At 67.3% G+C, this 24,176-nt stretch carries 21 protein-coding genes; 7 read left to right on the forward strand and 14 right to left on the reverse strand.

The window, feature by feature from the left end; all coding sequences use genetic code 11:
* Window positions 1-6: 6 nt before the first annotated feature.
* Genes srlE through ptsP form a run of 3 tightly spaced genes read left to right on the forward strand, consistent with a single transcriptional unit; the run spans window position 7 to window position 3,633 of the window.
* Window positions 7-1,095, forward strand: coding sequence for a PTS glucitol/sorbitol transporter subunit IIB (gene srlE / locus FAZ98_RS25415; protein WP_158955239.1), 1,089 nt, complete (start codon window positions 7-9; stop codon window positions 1,093-1,095).
* A 38-nt stretch (window positions 1,096-1,133) separates the two neighbouring features.
* A complete protein-coding gene (locus FAZ98_RS25420) occupies window positions 1,134-1,511 on the forward strand; it encodes a PTS glucitol/sorbitol transporter subunit IIA (RefSeq protein ID WP_158955241.1) in 378 nt (125 codons plus the stop codon).
* A 55-nt stretch (window positions 1,512-1,566) separates the two neighbouring features.
* On the forward strand, window positions 1,567-3,633 hold the full coding sequence (gene ptsP, locus FAZ98_RS25425) for a phosphoenolpyruvate--protein phosphotransferase (protein ID WP_199272410.1): 2,067 nt from the start codon (window positions 1,567-1,569) through the stop codon (window positions 3,631-3,633).
* Between the two features lie 12 nt (window positions 3,634-3,645).
* Here ptsP and FAZ98_RS25430 read toward each other — a convergent pair whose 3' ends face one another.
* Window positions 3,646-4,152 carry a universal stress protein gene (locus FAZ98_RS25430; protein ID WP_158955243.1) on the reverse strand — a complete coding sequence of 169 codons (507 nt, stop codon included), beginning with the start codon at window positions 4,150-4,152 and terminating at the stop codon, window positions 3,646-3,648.
* 234 nt (window positions 4,153-4,386) lie between these two features.
* Here FAZ98_RS25430 and FAZ98_RS25435 point away from each other — a divergent pair, with 234 nt between their 5' ends.
* A complete protein-coding gene (locus tag FAZ98_RS25435; RefSeq protein ID WP_158955245.1) occupies window positions 4,387-5,388 on the forward strand; it encodes an alpha/beta fold hydrolase in 1,002 nt (333 codons plus the stop codon).
* A gap of 109 nt (window positions 5,389-5,497) precedes the next feature.
* Here the strand turns inward: FAZ98_RS25435 and FAZ98_RS25440 are convergent, their stop codons facing one another.
* The 6 genes from FAZ98_RS25440 to FAZ98_RS25465 form a co-directional block, all read right to left on the reverse strand.
* A complete protein-coding gene (locus FAZ98_RS25440; protein ID WP_199272411.1) occupies window positions 5,498-6,040 on the reverse strand; it encodes a glycine zipper family protein in 543 nt (180 codons plus the stop codon).
* Between the two features lie 101 nt (window positions 6,041-6,141).
* Window positions 6,142-7,323: a porin gene (locus tag FAZ98_RS25445; RefSeq protein ID WP_158955247.1), complete on the reverse strand. Its 1,182-nt coding sequence runs from the start codon at window positions 7,321-7,323 to the stop codon at window positions 6,142-6,144.
* A 172-nt stretch (window positions 7,324-7,495) separates the two neighbouring features.
* Window positions 7,496-8,599: a cupin domain-containing protein gene (locus FAZ98_RS25450; RefSeq protein WP_233272840.1), complete on the reverse strand. Its 1,104-nt coding sequence runs from the start codon at window positions 8,597-8,599 to the stop codon at window positions 7,496-7,498.
* Between the two features lie 123 nt (window positions 8,600-8,722).
* A complete protein-coding gene (locus FAZ98_RS25455) occupies window positions 8,723-9,898 on the reverse strand; it encodes an aminotransferase class V-fold PLP-dependent enzyme (protein WP_233272841.1) in 1,176 nt (391 codons plus the stop codon).
* A gap of 17 nt (window positions 9,899-9,915) precedes the next feature.
* On the reverse strand, window positions 9,916-11,223 hold the full coding sequence (locus FAZ98_RS25460; RefSeq protein ID WP_158955249.1) for an MFS transporter: 1,308 nt from the start codon (window positions 11,221-11,223) through the stop codon (window positions 9,916-9,918).
* A 31-nt stretch (window positions 11,224-11,254) separates the two neighbouring features.
* Window positions 11,255-12,673, reverse strand: a complete 1,419-nt coding sequence (locus tag FAZ98_RS25465; protein ID WP_158955251.1) for a M20 family metallopeptidase — start codon at window positions 12,671-12,673, stop codon at window positions 11,255-11,257.
* 145 nt (window positions 12,674-12,818) lie between these two features.
* On the opposite strand from FAZ98_RS25465, the gene FAZ98_RS25470 reads away from it, so the two are divergent.
* A complete protein-coding gene (locus tag FAZ98_RS25470; RefSeq protein WP_158955253.1) occupies window positions 12,819-13,727 on the forward strand; it encodes a LysR family transcriptional regulator in 909 nt (302 codons plus the stop codon).
* A 66-nt stretch (window positions 13,728-13,793) separates the two neighbouring features.
* Here FAZ98_RS25470 and FAZ98_RS25475 read toward each other — a convergent pair whose 3' ends face one another.
* Window positions 13,794-14,681 (reverse strand): LysR family transcriptional regulator, encoded by an 888-nt coding sequence (locus tag FAZ98_RS25475; RefSeq protein ID WP_158955255.1) that lies wholly within the window; start codon window positions 14,679-14,681, stop codon window positions 13,794-13,796.
* Window positions 14,682-14,791: 110 nt separating this feature from the next.
* Between FAZ98_RS25475 and bla the strand changes: the two genes are divergently transcribed.
* Window positions 14,792-15,664: a class A beta-lactamase gene (gene bla, locus FAZ98_RS25480; RefSeq protein WP_158955257.1), complete on the forward strand. Its 873-nt coding sequence runs from the start codon at window positions 14,792-14,794 to the stop codon at window positions 15,662-15,664.
* An 88-nt stretch (window positions 15,665-15,752) separates the two neighbouring features.
* Here the strand turns inward: bla and FAZ98_RS25485 are convergent, their stop codons facing one another.
* The gene (locus FAZ98_RS25485) at window positions 15,753-17,105 is read right to left on the reverse strand and encodes an MFS transporter (RefSeq protein ID WP_158955259.1); all 1,353 of its coding nucleotides are present in this window, start codon (window positions 17,103-17,105) and stop codon (window positions 15,753-15,755) included.
* Window positions 17,106-17,182: 77 nt separating this feature from the next.
* The gene (locus FAZ98_RS25490; RefSeq protein WP_158955261.1) at window positions 17,183-18,031 is read right to left on the reverse strand and encodes an FAS1-like dehydratase domain-containing protein; all 849 of its coding nucleotides are present in this window, start codon (window positions 18,029-18,031) and stop codon (window positions 17,183-17,185) included.
* A 367-nt stretch (window positions 18,032-18,398) separates the two neighbouring features.
* Here FAZ98_RS25490 and FAZ98_RS25495 point away from each other — a divergent pair, with 367 nt between their 5' ends.
* A complete protein-coding gene (locus FAZ98_RS25495; protein WP_158955263.1) occupies window positions 18,399-19,799 on the forward strand; it encodes an MmgE/PrpD family protein in 1,401 nt (466 codons plus the stop codon).
* A 38-nt stretch (window positions 19,800-19,837) separates the two neighbouring features.
* Here the strand turns inward: FAZ98_RS25495 and FAZ98_RS25500 are convergent, their stop codons facing one another.
* The 4 genes from FAZ98_RS25500 to FAZ98_RS25515 form a co-directional block, all read right to left on the reverse strand.
* Complete coding sequence (locus tag FAZ98_RS25500; RefSeq protein ID WP_158955265.1) at window positions 19,838-20,734, reverse strand: LysR family transcriptional regulator; 897 nt, start codon at window positions 20,732-20,734, stop codon at window positions 19,838-19,840.
* A 178-nt stretch (window positions 20,735-20,912) separates the two neighbouring features.
* Window positions 20,913-22,091, reverse strand: coding sequence for a CaiB/BaiF CoA transferase family protein (locus FAZ98_RS25505; protein WP_158955267.1), 1,179 nt, complete (start codon window positions 22,089-22,091; stop codon window positions 20,913-20,915).
* 11 nt (window positions 22,092-22,102) lie between these two features.
* Window positions 22,103-23,263: an acyl-CoA dehydrogenase family protein gene (locus FAZ98_RS25510; RefSeq protein ID WP_158955269.1), complete on the reverse strand. Its 1,161-nt coding sequence runs from the start codon at window positions 23,261-23,263 to the stop codon at window positions 22,103-22,105.
* A gap of 38 nt (window positions 23,264-23,301) precedes the next feature.
* Entirely contained in the window at window positions 23,302-24,147 is an 846-nt protein-coding gene (locus FAZ98_RS25515) for an FAS1-like dehydratase domain-containing protein (protein WP_158956522.1), read from the reverse strand.
* Window positions 24,148-24,176 lie beyond the last annotated feature (29 nt).

A 24,176-nucleotide genomic window follows, 5' to 3' on the forward strand; every position in this document is an offset into this window, starting at 1 on the left:
ACAGACATGGACACGCGTACTTATCGAGCCGTTCGCGTTCAGAAGGGCCCCAACGGCTGGGGCGGCCCGCTCGTGATCACGCCCACGGTCGAGCGCAACAAGATCGTCGCGGTGACGGGCGGCGACATTCCGAAGGTCGCGCACCGGCTCGCCGAGCTGACCGGCGCGACCGTGATCGACGGCTTTCACAATCCGCCGCTCGAATCCGAAATCGCGGCCGTGGTGATCGATTGCGGCGGCACGGCGCGCTGCGGCGTGTATCCGCGCAAGCGCATTCCCACGGTCAATCTGAGCCCGGTCGGGCAGTCGGGACCGCTCGCGCAGTTCATCACCGAAGATATCTACGTGTCGGGCGTCGGTCTCGACAGCCTGCAGGCGCTCGAAGACGGCGAGACGGGCGACGCGGCTGCGGCGAACGCGGCGGCCTCCACCGCGCTGACCGGCGAGAGCGGCGCGCGCGCGGCCACCGCGGCCACGGGCAGTTTCAGCACGCCCGCGCAGGCTTCGGCGGCGCTCGCGGCTTCGGCCACGGCGCGCGGCGAAACGGAACCCGCGCACTCGGGCGGCATCGTCGGCTGGATCACGGCGATCGGGCGCGGCATGGGCGGCGTCGTCAACATTCTCTTCAACAGCGGGCGCAAGTCGATCGACACGGTCATCCGCAACGTGTTGCCGTTCATGGCGTTCGTGACGATGCTGATCGGCGTGATCAACTCCACGGGCATCGGGCTCGGCCTCGCGCACGTGCTCTCGCCGCTCGCGGGTAACATCATCGGTCTGCTGGTGCTCTCGGCGATCTGCGGCCTGCCGTTCCTCTCGCCGGTGCTCGGCCCCGGCGCCGTGATCGCGCAGGTAATTGGCGCGGCGATCATCGGGCCGGCCATTGGCAACGGCACGATTCCGCCGCACATGGCGCTGCCCGCGCTGTTCGCGTACGACACGCAGGTGGGTTGCGACTTCGTGCCGGTGGGCATGGCGCTCGGCGAGGCCAAGCCGGACACGATCCGCATCGGCGTGCCCGCGGTGCTCATCAGCCGGCAGATCATGGGGCCGGTTTCGGTGCTCATCGCGTGGGTCGTGAGCTTCGCGCTTTAAACCCGCGACATCTTTTAGCCTGGAAGGGAACCGCTGTCATGAACTACTACAAGACCGTGATTTCGTCGATCGGAGAGGAAGTCGAGTCGCTGCTCGAAGGCGGCGTGCTGATTCTCTACTCCGACGGCGCGCCGCCCGAGCTTGCCGAAGTCTCCGTGCTGCATCGCGTGGAAGCGGCGAGCAGCAGCGTGCCGCGCATCGGTTCGTTGCTGCGTATCGGCGAGGCGTCGGCGGTCGTGACCGCGGTGGGTCCGACCGCCTGGAACAAGGTGAGCGAGCTGGGGCACGTGGTCATCAACTTCAACGGTTCGCAAACGGCGGAGCGCCCCGGCGAGATCTGCGCCTCGGACATCGATCGCGACCGGCTCTTCAGCGGCATGAAGAACGGCACGGTGATCGAGATCGTCGATGCGTGAGTCGCGTCACGCGCCCATCGTTCGCTTTCCTTACTGAGTCACGCGAGGCAACGTCATGCTGGAAACGCCGGTCATCGTCAAGGTACACGAAGGGTTGCACGCGCGCCCCGCCACGCAGTTCGCCAAGCTCGCGAAGGGCTTTTCGTGCTCGCTGAAGATCGGGCGCGGCGAGTCGTGGGCGGACGCGAAAAGCGCCGTCAAGCTGATGTTGCTCGGCGTGAAGCAGGACGAGCGCATCGTGCTGCGCGCCGAGGGCGAGGACGAGCGCGAGGCGCTCGGCAAGCTCAGCGAGTTTCTCGGCGACGCCAGCGTGAATCTGCCTGCCGGCGAGGAACCGGCGGCCAGCGTTGCGCGAGCGGCGGCGCCCGCCGTGACGCCGCAGGAAACGGCAACGCCAGCCGCAGCCGCATCGACGCAATCGACGCAACCCACGCAACCCACCGCGACGCCCGCGCTCAAGGGCGTACCCGCGAGCGAAGGCGTGGCGTTCGGCACGGTGTTCGCGTACTTCCGCGAGGAGATCGTCGCGGACCGGCAATTCGTCGCGCCGCACGAGGTGGACAGCGAACTCACGCGCTTCGGCGCCGCGCTCGAGGAGACCTTGCGCGCGATGCTCGCACCGCGCCCCGGCGCGCAATGCGACGACGAAACCGACGACGAAATCTTCGCCGCGATCGCCGACGTCGCACGCAGCGACGACTTCGCGGGCGCGATCCGCACGCTCGTGGCTTCGCGCTGGAGCGCGGAAGCCGCCACGCTCAAATGCGGGCTCGACCTCGCGGTGGCCTTCGCGACCTTGCCCGACGAATACCTCAAGAGCCGCGCCGACGACATTCGCGGCCTGACGCGCGCCGTGGCCGCCACGCTGCTCGGCAAGCCCATGCCTTCGCTGTCCGACCTGCCCGGCCCGAGCATCGTGATTGCCGAGGAGTTGAGCGCCCCCGACCTCGCGCGCGCCGACCTGCGCCATATTGTGGGTATCGTCTGCACCACGGGCAGCGCGACCTCGCATGTGGCGATCATCGCGCGCTCGCACGGCATTCCCGCCGTGCTCGGTCTCGACGCGCATCACGACACGCTGCGCGCCGCCAGCCGCGCGGCCATCGACGGTAGTAGCGGCGAAGTCTGGCTCGACCACGCGCCCGAACTCGAAGCGGCCATGACGCAGCGCATCGCGGCGCAGCGCGAGGTGGACGCCGCGCTGCTCGCGTATCGCGACGTGGAGCCGCAAACGCGCGACGGCCGCAAGGTGGTGGTGGCCGCGAATCTCGGCAGCGTGGCCGAAATCGAACCGGCGCGGCGCGCGGGCGCGATGGGCGTGGGCCTCTTTCGCACCGAATTGCTGTTCATGGACCGCCAATGCGTGCCCGGCGAGCAGGAGCAATACGAGGTCTACGCCGAACTCGCGCGCGCGTTCGCGCCGTGGCCTGTCATCATCCGCACGCTCGACGCGGGCGCGGACAAGCCGCTGCCCGGCGTGCGCTTCCCGAAGGAGGAGAACCCGTTTCTCGGCTGGCGCGGCATTCGCATGTGCCTGGACAGCCCCGAGATTTTCGAGCCGCAACTGCGCGCCTTGTTGCGCGCGGCCGTGCACGGCAATCTGTGCGTGATGCTGCCGATGGTCGACGACGTGGACGAAGTGCGCCGCGTGAAGGCCATCATGGCGCGGCTCGCGGCCGAACTCGCGGCGGCGCAGGTGCCGCACGCGCTGCCGCGCCTCGGCATCATGATCGAGACGCCCGCCGCCGTGCTGACCGCCGACACGCTCGCGCGCGAAGTGGCGTTCTTCTCGATCGGCACGAACGATCTTACGCAGTACATCATGGCCGTCGACCGCATGAACCCGAACCTTGCCGCGCTCTATCGCACCGAGCATCCGGCCGTGCTGCAGGCCATACGCATGGTGTGCGACGCCGCGAAGCGCGCCGGTATCAGCGTGGGCGTGTGCGGCGAGGCCGCGGGCAAGCCGGCGCTGATCCCGACGCTCGTGAATCTGGGCGTGGACGAGTTGAGCATGAGCCCCAACGCAATCCTGCGCGCGAAGAAGCTGGTCACGGAGATCGAACCCGTGCGCAACGAAGCGGCGCGCGCCTTGCCCGAGCGCGTGTGTAGCGACGAGTAAGCGCCGCGCGGCTCACGCGTAACCGCCCAGCTTGCGCGCGTTGGCCGTGCGCGACGGGCGGCGCGCGCCCCCTTCCGCGCCCGCATCCGGCACGAACCGGAGAGGCGTGCGCGTGGCGCGCCGCACGTCCTTCGCCACGTCCTCGCGCAGCCACCACGGCCAGCGCGTCTTGCGCGCGCCGAGCAGGATCAGATCGGCGCCGTGTTCTTCCGCGAGCGCCCCGATCGCGCCGCCCGTGGTCAGGCCGGAGAGCGGCAGCAAGATCATGTGTGTGTGCGCTTCGCACGCGGCCGCGGCCAGCACGTCCGCGATATGGCGCGCCGTGCGCCGGCCCTGCGCTTCCAGCGCCTCGAACACCACGCCGCCATCGTAATGCTCCGCCGCGCCGAAGCACGGCGAAGGATCGACCACGTGCAGCGCGATCACGCGCGCCTGGTGTTGACGCGCGAGATCGATGGCGGCGGGTAGCAGGATGGGGGCGGAATGGTCGCTCAGGGCGACGAGAATCTTCGAGATCATTGGGGGTGCCTTGTTCGGTCGGGTTGCGATGTCGCGTGCTGACGTTCGCGGTGGGCGAATGCGTGCGAGGCGCGCGTTCCATGACCGTGATCGTGGTCCGGCAAAGTGAGTGCGGAGTTAGCGCGTTCGGCCCACTTCGCCGCGTTGCGTCGCGCTTTCGAGGTAGCCTTCGGGGTCGCCGTGCGGGTCGCTCGTGTTACGCGCCCGCGCGCCACCGAAGGAGAACCATCGAGCATGAAGCCGATCCGAACCGCCCTCGCGCGCGCGATGTGGCGCAAGCCAGGCGTTGCGCTGGCGGCCCTTTGCGCGTTGCTCGCGGCATGCAACGCTCAAGCGCGTCCACTCGCGTTTCACCCCGACACACTCTGCGCGAAAACGCTGCCGTCTCCCGCGCCCGCCAGTACGGTGCAAGCGCGGGTGCTCGACACGGGCCACGGCAAGATCGGCTATGTGCGCTTCGGCCGCGGTAGCCCGATCGTGCTCGTCACGGGTTATCGCTCGACCATCGCCGAATGGAACGTGCACTTTCTCGCCGAACTCGCGCGCCATCACGAGGTGATCGTGTTCGACAATCGCGGCGTGGGCGCGTCGCAAACGCAGGCCACGGGTTACACCGCGCGCGATCTCGCGAGCGACACGGCAGCGCTGATGCAAGGCTTGGGCGTCGAGCGCGCGACGGTGCTGGGCTGGTCGATGGGCGGCATCGTCGCGCAGCAACTGGCGATCGAAGCGCCCGCGCGCGTGGCCAAGCTCGTCCTGCTTTCGTCGATGCCGCCCGGCGCGCGAGCGCAACCGCCTTCGGCCGAAGTGATGCAGGCGTTGTCGGGCAGCGGCGCGGATCATTTCGCGCGCGTGATGGCGGTGCTATTTCCGGCTTCGGCGTTGCAAGCGGCGCAGGCCTGCTTTGTCGGCGCCATGTTCGCGCCTGGCGGTTACCACGAGCCGAAGATTGCCGACGACGTTGCGCGCGCGCAGGACGCGCTCATGACGCAATGGCAACACGACGATGCCGCGGTGCAGGCGCTGGCGCGCGTGAACGTGCCCGCGCTCGTGCTGGTGGGGACGCAGGACGCGGTGCTGGTGCCGCGCAATTCGCAAGCGCTCGCGCATGCGTTGCCGAAAGCGACGCTCGTGGAGATCGCGGCGGGCGGTCACGCGATGATGTACCAGTATCCCGTGCAACTCGGGCGGCGCATCGATACGTTTATCGCCGCAGGAGAGCATTCAGCGCGTTGAGTGTTGAGCGTTGCGCGTGCGGCGGCGCGATGGAACGGCGTTAAAAAAGCACGCGGCATTCGAGCGGCGTGCTTCGAGACCTCATGTTTGCGCGTGACGCGCGCCCACCTCACCACGCCCAGTAAGCCGGCCGCGGATACCCGTAGATCACGGGCGGTGGCGCATACACCACAGGCGCCGTTTGATACACCGTGGTCGCGGGCGGTGCGATGCGGTTGCCCTTCGACGCCATGCACTGCGCGTAGGCCGCGTCGTAACGCGCCTGCATGCTCTCCGAAGAAACCTGCGAACCGTGCGCGCCCAGCGCGCCGCCGAGCAGCAAGCCCGCGCCCGCACCGATCGCCGCGCCCACGCCCGCATTGCCGCCCGCCGCGCCGAGCAATGCGCCCGCCGCCGCGCCGCCGAGCGTGCCGACCGCCGTGGTGCCCGCGCCGCTTTGCAGCGCGCCTGGCGAGGCCTGGCCCGCGTCGTCGTTGCGGAAGGCGTAGTCGCGGCAGGCGTAGTCTTCCTGCTGAAACACCGTCAAGGGCTTGCCGCCGGGCGGCAGCGCGACAACGGAAGGGCCGCTCGGCGGCAGCGCGGCGCAACCCGCGAGTGCGAATACGACGAGGCCGAGCGGCAGCGCGGCGCGTGGAAGGCGTGGGTTTTTCATGATCGTCCCCGAAATGGATGGCATGGGTTCCATCGTAGGGACGCAGGATTAGCGCTGAGTTAGCGCGGCGCTCGCCAGACGCCGCGTGCCGGATACGACCCTCAGAACTTGTGGCGCATGCCGAGTTGCACGAAGGTTTGCCGGTCGCTCGACGAAGCGGTGAGCGCATTGAGCGTGGCGCGCGCGGCGTGGCCCGTGGAGTCGGTGCCGCTCGCGAATTCCGTGCTGCCGATCACATAGACGTCGGTGCGCTTCGAGAGGTAGTAGTCGAGCGAGAGCGAGATATTGTTGTAGCTCGATCCGCCGATCGTGCCCACGCCCGACCCGTGCGTGTATGCGTAGACGAACTGCGAAAGCAGGAAGGGCGTCCAGTAGTGCGTGACGTTGAGCTCGCCCGTGTCGAACTTCGCGTTGCCCGTGAGGCGCAGCGGATTCGCGCCGCTCGAGGTGTCGCCGAGATCGCGGAACTGCACGTTGCTGTACACGAGGCCCACGGTCGTGCCCTCGAACGTGTAGCGCGCGGCGGCCGCCACGGCCTGGTACGTGTGCGCCGAGGCATAGCCGCTGTACACGGGGCTCGCCGTCATGTTGTTGAGCGACGCGCCCGCCACGTTGGTCGGCGCGCTGGTGAACCACGACTGGTTCGGATTGCGCACGTTCATGTACGCCACGCCCGCCGAGAGATTGCCGTAGTCGTAACCGGCGCCCACCGACCAGATCTGGTTGCGGGCGAAGTCGCCGGCCTGGCCGCCGAAGCCGTACACGCCGCCAAAGGTGAAGCCGCCGAAACTCGGGCTCATGTACTTCACCGAATTGTTGACGCGCTTGCTGTTGTTGAGGTTGTCGAGGTCGCCGGGGTGCGCCGTGGTGCCGCCGCCGTAGTTGGCCGAATTCATGCGGCCCTCCACGAAGGTCACGAGCGAATCGTACTGGCGGCCGAGCGTGAGCGCGCCGTAGTCGCGGCTCGACAGCCCCACGTACGCCTGGCGTCCGAACATCAGCCCGCCTTGCAGCGACTTGCCCGTGCCCAGATCGAAACCGTTTTCGAGCTGGAAGATCGCCGACAAACCGCCGCCCAGATCCTCCACGCCCTTGAAGCCCCAGCGCGAGCCTTGCATGATGCCGCTCGCGCCGCCAATCACGCGGCCGCCGCCGCTGTTGCTCTGATAGTTGATGCCGTAGTCGATGAGGCCGTAGAGCGTGACCGAACTCGCTTCGGCGTGCGCGAGACCGCAGAGCGTGAAGAGCGCGGTACAGGGGATGATTTTTTTGATAGTTAGCATGGCGAAGTAATCGGGCGATTGAAAACCGGTCAAGGAGTCACGGGGAGGGCGCGCCGTGGAGCCGGATGCGTTCGCCGTGCTCCACGTTCCAACAGTAACGCCACTGCGAATTTCGGGTATTCGCAATCTATCAAGCGGGGTTTGCAATGCGCGCAAGCCTCGCGTGCGGGCGTCAACCCAGTTCGAACTCCGCGGGCAGCGTGACCTCGAGCAATTCGAGGTCGTCGCTGGCATTCGCGAACGTATAGGCGAGATTGCCGGGAATCGCGATGCTGTCGTCGGCGCGCAGCGTCCAGCGCTGTGTGTCCTGCGCTACGTCGAGCGCACCCGCGAGCACGAAGAAGAAGCAGAACTCGGTGTCGTGGCGGCGCGTGACGGCGTGTGCCGGGCTGCCCTCGCTCGCGCGCCGCACCACGCGCACACCCGCGAGCCCGTTCGTGGCCGCACCAATGCCGGTGTCCGTGGCCACGAAGCCCGGCGATTTCCACGGTGCCCACCGCGCCTGCGCCGCCACGTGACGCACGAAGCGCTGGCCATTGAAGTCGTGATCGGTGGCGTAGCGTGCATTCGGCAGCGTCATTGCGTGATCGGCCATCGTGATGTGATCGGCGGGACTGCCGATCTCCACGACTTCCGCGCCCGCCGAGCTTTCGAGCACGCGGTGGCGGATCTCGGGCGGTTGCAGCACGCAGTCGCCCGCATTGAGGACGAACGGCTCGCCCTGGCCTTCGTAGACGAGACGCACCCAGCCCTTGCGGCAGAAGATCATCTGGAAGCGGATCTTGTGAAAGTGCACGTAGTCGGGCACCGGGCCGCCTTCGAGAATGCGGATATGCGAGGCGATGAACGCGCCGCCGTGCCGCTCGGGCAGCAGGTCGCGGTAACGCATGCCCGCACGGCCCACGCTCCACGGCGTCTCGCCTTGCGCGTTCGCGAGTACGAGCGTCTGGCGCGTCACCGGCGTCTTGAGCGGCGGATTCGCGTGCACGAGGCGCAGGCGCACGCCGTTGGGCGCGACCAGTTCGCGTACGCTGTCGGCAAGGCGCGCGGGGTCGTCGCAGAGCACGTCGAGTTCGGTCACGCCGTTGCGGACCTCGGTGCCGAGGCGCAGCGTGAAGCCGTCGCGCGAGAGGATCGCGGTGCGCGGGCTATCGGCGGGAAAAATCGCGTCGATACGAAAGCCGAGCCGTTCGATGAAGAACGTCATGGTCGCGACGAGGTCGGTGCAGTGCATCGGCACGTGAAAGCCGCGCACCGTGTGATGGGATGAATTCATGATGATGAGCGTGTTGACGGTGGGAGGAGGTTCGAACGCACGACGTTCGAAGCGGCGGCCCCGTCAACACGCAGGCAAACCCGGCGCGCCGTGGCGAGCGCGAGCGCAGGCCGTGGCCGGGCTTCAGCGCGGCAAGCATGTTACGAGGCGCTCGAGCCCGGCCGCGGTCGTGCAAACGCCGGGCGAGAAACGCAGCGTGCGGCCGCGCGCGTCGACGAACAGGCGCGACTCGGCGAGCGTGCGCGCGACTTGCGCGGCGTCGAGATGCTCGGGCACGCGCGCCATGATGCTGCCGCCGCGCGCTGCGTCCTCGCGCGGCGAGAGCAGCGTGTAGCGCTTCTCGTCGAGCAGCGCGATGAGCGCGTGCGACAGCGCGAGATTGTGCGCGCGCAACTGGCCCGCGGGTTGCGCGCGTACCCAGCGCATGCCTGGCTGCGAGGCGATGAACGGCAGCACCGAAGGCGTGCCGGTGTCGAAGCGCCGCGCGTCGGGCGCGTAGGCGAAGCGTTCGAGGTCCCAGTTGAACGGGTCGTTCTGGCTGAACCAGCCGCGCACCGAAGGTTCCATGCCACTCGCGAGCAAACGCGGCGCGACGTAGCCGAGCCCGGTGCCGGGCGCGCCGCAGAGCCATTTGAGCGTGGAGCCGCCCACGAAATCGAACGGCGTCTCGCGCAGATCGAACGGCAGGATGCCGATGCCTTGCGTTACGTCGAGCGCGACCAGACTGCCGCGGCGCCGCGCGTGCTCGCTCATCGCTCGCAGGTTCACGCGCTTCGAGGTGAGCGACGAGACCCACGTGACGAGCGCGAGCGCCACGTCGCCGGTCCAGGCGGCGAGGAAATCGTCGTCGCGCACATAAGCCTCGCCGTCGCGCACAGGCACGGTGCGGACCGTGAAGCCGCGCCGTTCGGCTTCGCCGCGCAGCAGGAAATGCAGGCTCGGAAAGCAGTCGGCGGCCACGAGCACGGTTTTGCCGCGCAGCGTAGCGTCGTCGAGGCCGTTGAGGAAGCGCGCGAACGCCTCGGTCACGTTCTGCGCGCCGAATACGTCCTGCGCCTGGGCGCCGATCAGCTCGGCCCAGTCGGCGAGCAGTTGCGCACGGGCGGCAAGGGCCGCGTCCCAGCGCGCGTCGTCGGCGGCGCACCAGAGCGCGGCGAACTGCGCGAGCGCTTGCGTCATCGCCTGTTGATGGCCCGGATACACGCCCACGGAGTGATACATCAGCCAGCCGCTGCGGTCCGCGTCGTCGCTCGACGAGGGCATGGCGGGCACGAGGTGATCGGTGGAAAGCAGGTTCATGTCGTCGCCGAAAATGATTAGAGATGCTTGACGATCTTGTAGTGATAGATCGCGATGCAGGCGAGGCTCAGCGCCGCGCACGCCATCAGATAGAGCGCGGGCGAGAGCGGGTCGTGGGTCCAGCCGATCATGGCCGTGACGAGCCACGGCGTGAAGCCGCCGAACACCATCACGCCGATGTTGTAGCTGAAGCCGAGCCCGGTGCTGCGCATCTGGGTGGGAAACAGCGAAGACAGCACCGCGGCGAGCGGCCCGAAATAGATTGCCTTCAACGCGCCCGCCAGAATCATGATGGTCATCAGGACGCCGAACGAAGGACTCGCGAACAGCCACGCGAAGCACGGGTAGATCGTGGCCAGCGTGACGAGGGCGGAGACCGTCATCATGCGGCTGCGGCCGTAGCGATCGGCGAAGTGACCCATGAGCGGCGTGAAGAGCATGAGGATCGCGCCCGTGACGACCGTGGCCGCGAAGCCCGTGGAAGGCGGCAGATGCAACTGGCGGATCGCGTAGGTGGGCATGTAGAGAATCATCAGATAGCTCGCCGCCGTGGAGACCGCCATGATGCCGGCGGCCAGCAGGATGCGCCCTTTGCAGTGCGCGAGCAGGTCGCGCACGGGCGCGGCGCGCTCCGCGGCTGCCGCGTTCGCCACGTCGGGCTGGGCGGTGAGCGTGTCGTCGATATGGCGGCGAATGTAGAGCCCCACCGGCGCGACCAGCAGGCCGAACACGAACGGCGCGCGCCAGCCCCACGACTCGATCTGCGCATTCGAGAGCTGCGTGCTGAGCGCGAGACCCGCGCACGACGCGAGCACGGTGCTCATGCCCTGGCTCGAAAACTGCCAGCTCGCGAGAAATGCCTTGCGCTTCGACTTTTGCTCGACCATCAGCGCGGTGCCGCTGCCGAACTCGCCGCCCGTGGAGAACGCGATCAGGATGCGCGCCGTCATCAGGCCGAGCGGCGCGGCGAGGCCGATGCTCGCGTAGGTGGGAATCGTCGCGCAAATGAGCGTGCCGAGCGTGGTGAGCGCGAGCGAGGCGAGCAGCGCCGCCTTGCGCCCGCGCCGGTCGGCGTAGCGGCCCAGCACGAGCGCGCCGAGCGGTCGAAACACGTACGAAAGCCCGAACGTGCCGAACGTCATGAGCAGCGAAACGGTTTCGTCGTGCGCGGGAAAGAACAGCTTCGAGAGCGTGACGGCGAAGAAACCATAGGCCGCGAAGTCGAACCATTCGAGCGCGTTGCCGATGCTCGTGGCGACGATCAAACGCCGCAGCGGTTGGCGCCCGGCGTGCGTGCGGCTTTCGTCGATGAGGGTGGAGTCCATGACGTGTGGGTCGTCCTGATGAGGAGGGGAATCAGCGTGCCGCGTGGCCGCCGGTTTCGTGTGCAACTGCGTGAGGCGTTTCGCCATTGCCGAGATCCCAGAAGAGGCCCGTCATGAGCGTGAGCGCTTCGCCGAACACGCTCGCGAGACCGTGTTCGTCGGGCGCGTGCTGGCGGCAGCCCGGGTACGAATGCGGCACCCAGAGCGTGGGGAGTCCGAGGGTTTGCGCGAAGCATTCGTTGGGGATCGTGCCGCCCAGATTGGGCAGGATCGTCACGGGCTTGTTCGTCGATGTGGCGATCGAGCGCTCGGCCCATGTGACCCACGGATGGTCGGGGTCGAGCCGCGTGGCCGCGCCCGAGGCTTCGATTTCCACGTCGATCTCGCCGAAGCCTTCGCGGGCGAGATGCGCGCGAATCAGGTCGCGCGCGTTGTGCCAGTCGGTGCCCACCACGAAGCGCAACTGGCACACGGCTTCGGCGCCGGCGGGAATCGCGCTGATGGGTGCGCCGATGTTGCCCGCGTTCATCGCCAGCACTTCGAGCGTGTTCCAGGCGTAGACGCGCTCGGCGGGCGTGAGGCCGGGTTCGCCCCAGTTCGCCGAGAGCGCGGGATCGCCTTCGTCCACGCCGATCTCGAGACCGGCGATGCGTGCGCGCACCTGCGGCGGAATCGGCGGCGGCAGCAGACCGTTGATGCGGATGCGCCCGCGGCCGTCCACGAGCGAGGCGAGCGCGTTGGCGAGCACCGTGGCCGGATTCGCGAGCACGCCGCCCCAGTTGCCCGAATGGCGCGCGCCCGCCGGATTGCCCACGCGCAGGCGGAAGTGCAGCGCGCCGCGCGAGCCGAGAAAGAGCGTGGGGGCGCTGGCGCGCTGGCGCGGGCCGTCGGAGGCGATCAGCAGGTCGGCGGCCAGCCGCTCGCTGAGCGTCGCGCAGAGCGCGTCGAGCCCCGGCGAGCCCACTTCCTCGCCCATTTCGAACAGCACCTTCGCGTTGAAGCCGAGCCGCCCGCGCGCTTCGAACACGGCGGCGAGCGCGGCGAGATTGACGCTGTGCTGGCCTTTGTTGTCGGCGATCCCGCGGCCGTACCAGCGCTCGCCTTCCTCGCTCAGTCGCCACGGCGAGCGACCTTCGCTCCAGCGCGCGTCGTCGCCGCGGATCACGTCGCCGTGGCCGTAGAGCAGCACCGTGGGCAGCGCGGGCGATTCGATGCGTTCCGCGACGAGAAAGGGCGGCATGCCCGCAACGGGATTCGCGACGATCTCGCACGCGAAGCCGAGCGCCGCGAGCGCGCGCGCGATTTCGTCGTGGAGATACGCATGCAGGACCGGCGCGGCTTCGGGGCGCTGGCTTTCGGTGGCGAGCGCGACGCGGCGGGCGAGGTCGGCGCGCAGGGCGCCGCTTTCGAAGTGCTGGCGAGCGAGATTCAGGGCGTTTTCGCGGGACATTTCAGGGTTTACGCGAGGCGATCGGTAGAGGACATGACAGTCAATTTATCGCCGTGTGAGTATTTTTGTATTCGCAATCAAACAAGGTAGACTTGCGCTTTTCGCAAACCTCGCCGTCCAACTCACTCCCTTCAGGGGGCCGCCGATGCGCAAATTGCTCGAACCCTCGCTCTACTACTTTTCGGTCGTGGCGCAGGCGGGCTCGCTGAGCGCGGCCACCGAAAGTCTCGGCCTGACGGTCTCCGCGTTGAGCCGTCATATCGCCAAGCTCGAAGGCGATATCGGCGTGCCGCTGTTCGAGCGTCACGCGCGCGGCATGGTGCTCTCGCACGCGGGCCGCATGTTGCTGCGCCACGCGCAGCGCACGCTGGCCGACGCCGAAGCCGTCGTCGACGAAATCCAGGGCGAAGCGCAGCGCCGCGCGCGCACGCTCACGATCGCGTGTACCGAAGGCTTCGCGTTCGACTTTCTGCCGGTGTCGCTCGGCGCGTTCACCGCGCGACATCCCGACGTCACGCTGGAAATCGAAGTGGTGTCGAGCGAGCGTGCCAACCAGATGCTGCTGGCGGGCGAAGCGTCCATCGCGCTCGCGTTCACGTTCAAGCCCGAGTCCGGCGTCGTGGTGGAACTCACGCAGCCCGCGCCCGTGATGGCGTTGATGCGCGACGATCACCCGCTCGCGCGCCAACGCAGCGTGGCGCTCAAGGACCTCGCGCACTATCCCGTGCTGTTGCAGGACAAAGGCACCACCAACCGGCAGCTGTTCGACATTGCGTGCGAAGTGGAAGGCATCGAGATCGTGCCGCTCGTGAGCAGCCGTTACGTGGCGGCGCTGTACCGTTTCGCGCAGGTCGTGCCGCGCGCGATCATGCCTTCGGGTTATGTCTCCGTGGCGAATCGTCTGGAGTCCGATGCACTCGTGGCATTGCCGTTCGACAATCCGCTGCTCACGCAACGGCGCCTGCAAGTGAAGACGCTCGCGGGCCGCGCGCTCGACGGCGTGGCGAAGGAATGCCTCGAATGGATCATCGAGGAACTGAAGCGGCTCGGTTGAACGCCGCGTACGGGGTGCATGTCGTGAGCGCCTCGTGCGCATCGTGCACGTTTTGCATCGGCACGCTCAATGCCATGCGTCGATGGCGTGCGCGCCCGCTTCCTTCACGAGCCACTGGCCGAACGCGCGCATGGCGGGCGTGGCGGCCTTGCCCTTTTGCCACGTGAGCCAGTAACTGCCCGCGTGCACGTCGATGTCGAAGGGCCGCACGAGGCGCGCCGCCGCGAGATCGTGCTCGAACATCGCCGCGGGCGCGAGCGCCACGCCCGCGCCTTGCATCGCGGCTTCCACCATCAAACGCGACGAATCGAACACGGGCCCGCGCACGGGGCGCGGCGCGAGTTGCGCGGCGTCGAACCAGTGCGCCCAGTCGTCGGCGCGATAGGAGCGCAGCAGCGTTTCGTTCGCGAGGTCGGCGGGCGTGGCGAGACGTTGCGCGATCTCGGGCGCGCACAGCACCGCGAGCGGCGCGTCGAACAGTTTCGCGGCGCGCGAGCCGGGCCAGGTGCCGTCGCCGAACCGGATCGCGAAGTCGAGCCCTTCGGCCGCGAGATCGACGAGATTGTTGTTCGTCATGATGCGCAGCTCGACGAACGGATGCGCCTCGCGAAACGACTTCAAACGCGGCATCAGCCAGCCCACCGCGAAGGTGCCCACGGCGCCCACGCCCAGCACCTCGTGAAAGTGGCCGCCTTCGAACTGGCGCAGCACGGCCTCGATGCGATCGAACGCGTCGCTCAGCACGGGGCGCAGCGCGAGCCCTTCTTCGGTGATGGCGAGGCCGCGCGGCAGGCGCTTGAACAGCGTCGCGCCGAGCCGCTCCTCGAGCGAGCGGACCTGCTGGCTCACGGCCGCCTGGGTGACGTTGAGTTCGTCGGCGGCGCGCGTGAAGCTCAAATGCCGCGCCGAGGCTTCGAACGCGCGCAACGCATTGAGGGGCAGATACGGACGCATGATCGAGCCATTAGTTTTTCTGGGGATGGGCGCAATTTATCATCGTTTGCCCGGGCTGCGCCAACACGCGATAGTAGCGCGTCCAACTCGCGAAAACAGGGAAAAAACCCATGGTGACACGGCGTACATTCACGTTGACGATGCTGGGCGGTGCCATAGCTGGCGTTGCGGCTCAGGCATTCGGCGCGCAGCGCTCCGCGCTCGAACAGCAACTCGCGGCCATCGAGTCGCAAGCGGGCGGGCGCCTCGGCGTGGCGATCCTCGATACGGCGAACGGGCGCGTGGAAGGCTGGCGCCTGCACGAGCGCTTTCCGATGTGCAGCACGTTCAAGGTGCTGCTGGCCTCGGCGGTGCTCACGCGCAAGGACCGCGGCGAGGAAGACCTCGCGCGCAAGATTGCCTATACGCAGGCGCAGGTCGTGTCGTATTCGCCGGTGAGCGGGCCGCGCGCGGGCAGCGACGGCATGACCGTGGCCGAGTTGTGCGAAGCCGCGCTCACGCGCAGCGACAACACGGCGGCGAATTTGCTGCTCGACAGCCTGGGCGGACCGGCCGCGATCACGGCGTTCGCGCGCGGTCTCGGCGACCCGCATACGCGGCTTGATCGCAACGAAACCACGCTCAACGAAGCACTCGAACACGATCCGCGCGACACCACCACGCCGGCCGCCTATATCGCCGACATGCGCGAATTGCTGCTGGGCGAACGGCTGACGCAGGCATCGCGCGAGCAATTGATCGCGTGGCTCGTGGCGAACCAGACCGGCGACGCCCGCTTGCGCGCGGGCTTGCCGAAGGACTGGCGTGTCGGCGATAAAACTGGCACCGGCGATCGCGGCACGGCCAACGACGTGGCGATCGTCTGGCCGCCGAATCGCGCGCCGCTGCTCGTGACCGCGTATCTCACGGGGGCGCTGCACGCGACGCCCGCGCAGCGCGACGCGACGCTTGCGAAGGTGGGCGCGCTGGTGGCGGGCAGGTAACGCGAAGGTAGCGGGCAGGTAGCGCGCAGGTAGCGGGCAGGTAGCGGACGATACGTCCGCGCCGGCTGCGCGCGCGTGATTTATCGCCTCAGTCCGGCATGCCCTCGCCGCGCGTTTCGGGCAGGAACCAGGCAATGGCGATGCCGGCCACATACGCGGAGCCGAGTGCCATCGCGGCTTGCGGGGCGCCGCCGAACGACTTGACGATCGTGCCCGCGATGATCGGAAACACCCACGCGATCAGGCGCGCCGCGTTGAACACGAAGCTGCTGGCCGTGGAGCGCACCGTGCTCGTGAACAGCTCGCACGGGTAGATCGCCATCCACACATAGGCGAAGCCGAGCGTGAAGAAGCCGTTGATGGGCGCGACGATCATCATCGCTTCCACGGTGTGCGTGAGCTTGTAGGTGACGAAGGTGATGACGAGCGCGCCCACGAAGGTGAGCGAGATGAAAGCGCGCCGGCCGACCCAGTCGATTACGAAGCCGCCGATGGTGTAGGCCACGATCGCGCCGATCGTATAGGTGATGGAAATGCGCGTGCCCCATGCGGCCGGATCGGCGACCTGTTCCGCTTTGGCGAGCGAGACCGTGTACGCGGGCAGCAGCGTGGAGATCGCCCACCAGCCGATGGTGGCGACCACCGAGAGCAGGAACAGCAGGATCGTGCGGCGCGCGGCCTCGCGTTCGCGGAACAACTGCGCGAGCGTGAACGGGCGCTTGCTTTCGCGATTGCGGTCGAGCGCGGGTTGCTCGGCGTTGGTCGCGTTCCAGCGCTTCTCGCGCACGGCGCGCTGCCACTTCTCGGATTCGTCCACGCCGCGGCGGATATACAGCACGAACAGCGCGGGAATCGCGCCGAGCACGAACATCAGGCGCCACGTGTCGGCGCCGAACGGATGCGCGCCCGCGAGCAGATACCACACCACGGCGGCGAGCAGCGTGCCCCAGCCGAAGCCCGATTGCAGAAAGCCGGCGCCCTTGGCGCGCGCGCGCTCGGGCCACGTTTCGGAGAGCAGCGCGATGCCGGTGCTCCACTCGCTGCCCATGGCGAGGCCGGTGAGAAAGCGCAGCGCGCACAGCACGTAGATGTCGGGTGAGAACGCCGTGAGCCCGGAAAAGAGCGCATAGAGAAACACCGACCACAGCATCATGCGCTTGCGTCCCACATAGTCGGCGAGCACGCCGCCGATCAGCCCGCCGAGTCCCCAGCCGAGCAGCGTGATGCCGATGACGATGCCCGCGTACACCGGCACCGAAGCCGACTGCGCGGGCGTGAGCAGCGAGTGCAGCATCGGCACGAGCACGACGACGATGGCCAGCGTTTCGTAACCGTCGAAGATCCAGCCGAGAAAACTCGCGCGCAGCACGCGCCAATGCATCGAGGTCAGTCCGTCGTACCAGCGGCTGCGCAGGCCGAGGGTGACATTGCCCTGTTCCATGTTCGTGTGTCTCCTTGCTTGAGCTATTGTGCTTTTCGCGCGCCGCGCGCGCCTCTAGTCGCTTGTTGCGCTGCGGACTACCTGAAAGTGGCGCTGGCCTGCATCGTCAGTTCGCCTTGCAGGCTGCGCGACCAGAGCAGCGCGCCGGTTTCGCCTTCGGGGCTGCCGCACAGAAGAAACGGCCCCGTGTTGAAGGTGGGATGGATGCCGCGGTAGGTGAGGCGCGCGACGCTGCGTTGCGGTACGTGGCGGCGCACGAGATCGGCGAGCAGGATCGCGATCAACGGACCATGCACGATGAGGCCCGGATACCCTTCGACCTGCGTCACGTACGGGTGATCGTAATGAATGCGATGACCGTTGAGCGTGAGCGCGGAAAACTTGAACAGGATGACTTCGTCGGGCGTGAACTTGCGGTCCCAGAGATGGCTGGCGGGCGCGAGTTGCGCGGGCGCGGCCGGCGCGGCGCCGGGCGGCGTGACCTCGCGGTAGACGATGTCCTGCTCCTCCGCGAGCGCCATGCCGCGTTCGGTCGAGAATTCGTTGCGCACGGTGACGAACACGAGATCGCCGGTGCGGCCCTGTTTGTGCTCCACGGCGAGAATGCGCGCGTGACGCGTGACCACGTCACCCACCCGCAGCGCGTGCGTGTAGTTGATGCGGCCGCCCGCGATCATGCGGCGCGGCAGCGGCACGGGCGGCAGAAAGCCGCCGCGCATCGGGTGACCGTCGGCGCCCACCTGCGAGCTGCGCACGATCGGCAGGAAATACATCCAGTGCCACAGCGGCGGGACGGCGTCGCCCACGGCCGCCGGAGCGTCGTCGCGGTCGAGCAGCGCGTTGAGCGCGTCGATCGGCGTGGGCGCGATCGTGTCGGTGCGCGTCTCGCTGCGGCCGATCCATTGCTTCAGATAGTCGATGTCCACGGTGCGCGTTCGAGGTTGAGCCTGCTTTGGTGCTGCCTGGAGTCACGCCCCGAGCGTGCAATATCCCGCGCGCCAGCGGAATTCGAAACTCCTGAAGGCGGCCTTTGCGCGCGCTAAAGGTCGCGCCAGCACGGCGTTTGCGGGGCGTTCGCCACCGCGCGCCCAGGGAAAGCGAGCATCGCCGCACGCGCCGCGCACGCGTTGCTTAAGGCGAGGCAAAGCGACCCTTTTGAACTTTCGAATTCCCGATGTCGCGCCGCTCGCGCATGCTGATGGGCATTCGGCTGGACATCCGGCTCCGGCCGCCATCGACACATTCAACCGCCACGACGCTCGTCGAGCAGTTCGTGAGCAAGGAGACACGCGCGTGACCTCACATCCCGGACAGGAACTGGCCGCCTTCGCAGCGGCGCTGGCGTTTGACGATCTGCCGCACGCGGTGGTCTCGCGTGTCGAGGATCTGTTTCTCGACTGGGTCGGCTCGACGCTGGCGGGCAAGGGCGCACGGCCGGTCGAAGCGATCGACGCCTTCGCGCGCCGCATGAGCGGCCCGGGCGATTCCGTCGATTCCGGCGATTCGGGCGATTCGGGCGATTCGGGCGGTCGCGCCGAAGTGCTGATCTCGCGGCGCAGCACCACGCCGTACTTCGCGGCCATGGTCAACGCGGCGGCCTCGCACTACGCGGAACAGGACGACCTGCACAACAGCTCCGTGCTGCATCCGGCCACGGTGGTGTTTCCCGTCGCGCTCGCCATCGCGCAGCAGGAAAAGCTGTCGGGCCGCGCGTTGATCGCGGGCGCGGCGGCGGGCTACGAAGTGGGGATCCGCGTGGGTGAATTTCTCGGCCGCTCGCACTATCGCGTGTTTCATACCACAGGCACGGCGGGCACTCTGGCCGCTGCCGCCACGGCGGGGCACATGCTGAAATTATCGGCGGAACAGATGCTGCATGCGTTCGGCTCGGCGGGCACGCAGGCCGCGGGACTGTGGGAGTTTCTGCGCGACGCGGCCGATTCGAAGCAGTTGCACACGGCCAAGGCGGCCGCGAACGGGTTGATGGCCGCCTATCTCGCGAAGGACGGCTTCACGGGTGCCTCGCGCATCTTCGACGGCGCGCAGGGCATGGCGGCCGGCATGTCCACCGACGCCGATCCCGCGCGCCTCACCGACCGGCTCGGCGAACGCTGGGCGCTCGCGGAGACCTCGTTCAAGTACCACGCGTCGTGCCGCCACACGCATCCGGCCGCCGACGCGCTGCTCGCCGTGATGACGGAGCACGCGCTTTGCGCCGACGACATCGCGCAGGTGACCACGCACGTGCATCAGGGCGCGCTCGACGTGCTGGGACCGGTGGTGGATCCGCGCACCGTGCATCAGGCCAAATTTTCGATGGGCACGGTGCTCGGCCTGATCGCGCTCTATCGCAACGCGGGCCTGAACGAGTTCGCGCAGCAGTTCAGCGAGGCGCGCGTGCGCGCGTTTTGCGAGAAGGTGCGCATGGAACTGGACCCGGAAGTGGACGCGGCGTATCCGGCGCGCTGGATCGGCAAGGTCACGGTCACGACCACCGACGGGCGCACGCTACGCGCGCGCGTGGACGAGCCCAAGGGCGATCCCGGCAATACGCTGGCGCGCGAGGAGTTGCGCGCCAAGGCCTTGCGGCTGGCGGCGTTCGGCGAAGGCGCTTCGGAGGCGGAGATGCAGCGTTTGTTCGCGCGGCTGGCCGCGATGGCGCAGACGGAGCAGGTGGGGTTGTTGCTCGGTTGATGGGGGTCAGCGCGAGGCCCGCCTATCGCGGGCGTTTTTCATCGCGCCTCGTTCGTGAGTTGCACGATCAGCGCCCGCGCGAAGCCCGGCAGCGCTTCGAGGCTGCGCGTGCAGATCTTCAGATTGCGCTCGGCCCACTCGTCGTTGAGCGCGAGAATGCGAATGGCCATTTGCTTTTCATAGCGGCGCGCGGGCAACTCGGGCAGGATGCCGATGCCCACGCCCATTTCGATCATCCGGCACAGCGCCTCGAAGTTGCCCACGTGTACGCGCGTGCGCAGCGGCCGGTTCAGCACACGCGCGGCCTGCACGGAAAACGCGTGAATGGCGCTGTCTTCGTGCAAGCCGACGAAGTCGTAGTCGAGCGTGTCGCGGTAATCGACGGCTTCTTGCTGCGCGAGCGGATGCGCGGCGCCCACCGCGATCACCAGGCGGTCCTGCCGATACGGCAACACGTCGAGTCCTTCCGTCAACACGCTGCCCGCGACAATGCCGATATCGGTCATGCCGTCGCTGACCGCCTTGACGATGTCGCCGCTCAGGCGTTCGCGCAGTTCGATATCGACATCGGGATGCGTGGCGAGGAAGCGGCTTAACGCGGTGGGCAGCATTTCGGTGATGGCGGTCGTATTCGCGGCAATGCGCAAGTGACCTTTGACGCCGTCCGAATACGCCTGCAAGTCGCCTTTGAGCCGTTCCATCTGTTGCAGCATGATGCGCGCGTGATGCAGCAGCGCGTCGCCGGGCGGTGTGAGCGTGACGCCGGTGCTCGCGCGATAGAGCAGCTTCACGCCAATGTCGTCTTCGATATTCTTCACGCGCAGGCTCGCGGCCGGCAGCGAAATGCCGGAGCGCTCGGCGCCGCGCGTGAGGCTGTTGCTCTCCGCGATGTTGACGAACAAACGCATGTCAGCAAGATCGAGATGTAATGACATCGGCTTCTCCAGGCGATCCGGGGACTGTAGCGCATCTCGCCGGTTCGGGTGGGCCGCACCGGCAGGCCCGCCAGATCTGTCCCATGACGCGCAGGGCGAAACTCACTCACACGATCTCACTCACGCAAATAAAAAAGGCCGACTCCCAACGAGCCGGCCTTTGCCTTGCCGCGAAAACTCACACCGCGCCCATCGCTTTTAACGAACCGATACGCTCCGCGTCGTAACCGAGTTCGGCAAGAATGCTTTCGGTATGCTGTCCCAACGCGGGCACGGCATCCATCCGATAACCGCTGTCCGGCGCCATGCCCGGCGGCACGAGCGCGGGCACCTCGCCCGCCGGAGTCTCCACGCTCGCCCAGCGGCCCCGCGCCCTGAGTTGCGCATGCTCCCACACCGCGTGCATATCGTTCATATGCGCGTTGGCGATCTTCGCGGTTTCGAGCCGCTCGATGACCTGCTCCGCAGTGAGTTCCGCGAATGCCTGCTCGATCAGGCGGCCCAGTTCAGTGCGATTTTCCGTACGCCGGCTATTGGCCGAGAAGCGCGCATCCGTGGCGAGTTCGGGTTGCCGAATCACCGTTTCGCAGAAACTCACCCACTCGCGTTCGTTCTGCAAACCGAGCATGACCACTTTGCCGTCGCCGGCCTTGAACGGGCCATAGGGATAAATCGTGGCGTGCGACGCACTCGCGCGTCGCGGCGCGCTCTGGCCGTCGATCGCGTAATAGAGCGGATAGCCCATCCATTCGACCATGCTCTCCAGCATGGAAATGTCGATATGGCGGCCGCGCCCGGTCTTGCCGCGTTCGATCAGTGCGGAAAGAATATTCGTGAACGCGTACATGCCCGCCGCAATGTCCGCGATCGAGCAGCCGGCCTTGGCGGGTTCGTCGGGCGAACCCGTAATGCTCAGAAAGCCCGATTCGCTTTGAATCAGCAGGTCATAGGCTTTCTTGTCGCGATACGGGCCGTTCAGCCCGTAACCGGAGATATCGCACACGATCAGCTTCGGGTAGCGCGTCTTCAAGGTCTCGAAGTCGAGCCCCAGGCGCTGGGTCGCGCCGGGCGCGAGATTCTGCACGAACACGTCGGCGTCGGCGAGCAAGCCATGCACGACGTCGAGCGCTTGCGCCTGCTTGACGTCGAGCGTGATGCTTTCCTTCGAGCGGTTGGTCCACACGAAATGCGAAGCGAGACCCTGCACGCGTTCGTCGTAATTGCGCGCGAAATCGCCCACGCCCGGCCGCTCGACCTTGATGACGCGCGCGCCGAGATCGGCGAGTTGCCGCGTGCAGAACGGCGCGGCAATCGCGTGTTCGAACGTGACGACCTTGATGCCGTCGAGAGAACCCATGGCGATGTCCCTCAGAAGGAGCGCGGCAAGCCGAGAATGTGCTCGGCCACGTACGAGAGAATCAGGTTCGTCGAGATGGGTGCGACCTGATACAGGCGCGTTTCGCGGAACTTGCGCTCCACGTCGTATTCGCAGGCAAAACCAAAGCCGCCGTGGAATTGCAGGCACGCGTTGGCGGCTTCCCACGAGGCGTCGGCGGCCAGCAGCTTCGCCATGTTCGCCTGCGCGCCGCAGGGCTCGTGCGCGTCGAAGCGGCGCGCGGCCTCGAAGCGCATGAGGCTCGCGGCTTCCACGTTGACGTACGAGCGCGCGATGGGAAATTGCACGCCCTGGTTCTGGCCGATCGGGCGGCCGAATACGACGCGGTCCTTCACGTACGCGGAGACCCGGTCGACGAACCAGTAGCCGTCGCCGATACACTCGGCCGCGATGAGCGTGCGCTCCGCATTGAGGCCGTCGAGAATGTACTTGAAGCCCTTGCCTTCCTCGCCGATGAGGTTTTCCGCGGGAATCTCGAGGTTGTCGAAAAACAGCTCGTTGGTTTCGTGATTGACCATGTTGAGGATCGGCTGCACCGTCATGCCCTTGCCGATGGCCTCGCGCAGATCGACGATAAAGATCGACATGCCTTCGCTTTTCTTCGTCACCTCCGCGAGCGGCGTCGTGCGCGCGAGCAGAATCATCAGGTCCGAATGCTGCACGCGCGAGATCCACACCTTCTGACCGTTGATGACATAGCGGTCGCCCTTGCGCACGGCGGTCGTCTTGATCTTCGTGGTGTCGGTGCCGGTGGTGGGCTCGGTCACGCCCATCGACTGCAACCGCAACTCGCCCGAAGCGATCTTCGGCAAATAGCGGTCCTTCTGCGCGGCGGAACCGTGACGCAGCAGCGTACCCATGTTGTACATCTGCCCGTGGCACGCGCCCGAATTGCCGCCGCTGCGGTTGATCTCTTCCATGATGACCGAGGCTTCCGTCAGCCCGAGCCCCGAGCCGCCGTACTCCTGCGGAATGAGCGCCGCGAGCCAGCCGGCCTTGGTGAGCGCATCGACGAACGCTTCGGGATAGCCGCGCGCTTCGTCGATCTTGCGGAAGTATTCGTCGGGAAACTGGCTGCACAAGTCACGCACGGCTTCGCGGATGTCTTGATACGGATCGGTCGAGTGAGTCATGGCGGAGTGAGTTCTCGTAAGCGGAGTCAGCGGATGGTTCAGGCGAGCGCGGCGTGCGCGGACATGGTCAGCCAGCCTTCGTGATCTTTGGCCCAGAGGTCGACGGACTTGCCGTCGGGCGACACGCGGCCGCACACGGTGAAGGCGTTGCCGAGGAACGTGGGGCGGATGGCCTTGTACGCATACATCTCGACCACGGCGTTCGGCACGAAGCGCGCCACGCTTTCGAGGAGCAGCGTGGCAATGAGCGGGCCGTGCACGACGAGATTGGGATAGCCCTCCACATTGCGCGCGTAGTCGTGGTCGTAGTGAATGCGATGGCCGTTGAAGGTGAGCGCCGAATAGCGGAACAGCAGCGCCTCGGTCGGCGTCACGGCGTGGGCCCAGTCCTCGCCAGTGGGTGCGGCGGTGGGCGCGGGCTGCGGCTGGCCAGGCTGCGCGGGTTCGCGATAGACGATGTCCTGCTCCTCGCGAATCACGAGGTCGCCTTCGGCATGAATGGCGTGCTCCACCGTCACGAACGCGAGCCGCCCGCTGCGGCCCGCCTTTTCATTGACGGCGAGCACGCGCGAACTACGCTCGGCATTCGCACCGATGCGCAACGGTTTCAGGAAGGTCATGCGGCCGCCTGCGGCCATGCGCCGGGGCAAATTGAGGTCGGGAAGAAAGCCGCCTTTTTGCGGGTGCCCGTCCGCGCCGAGTTCGGCTTGCGCGGCAATCGACCAGAAGTAGAGCCAGTGCCAGATGGGCGGCAACGCGTCGCCCAGGTCCGGACGATCGGGCCGGTCCAGCGTCGCGCTGAGCGCGATGGCGGGCGTGAGGGTAATGATGTCGCGAACGGTTTGCGAGGTTGGCTGCGTGGCCTGTTGCGGCGCGCGCGCCAGATCGCTGGTGGAGTGAGTCGATGCGTGAG

Origin of the sequence: Paraburkholderia acidisoli (assembly GCF_009789675.1) — a bacterium.
In the GTDB taxonomy this organism is placed as follows: Bacteria; Pseudomonadota; Gammaproteobacteria; order Burkholderiales; family Burkholderiaceae; genus Paraburkholderia; species Paraburkholderia acidisoli.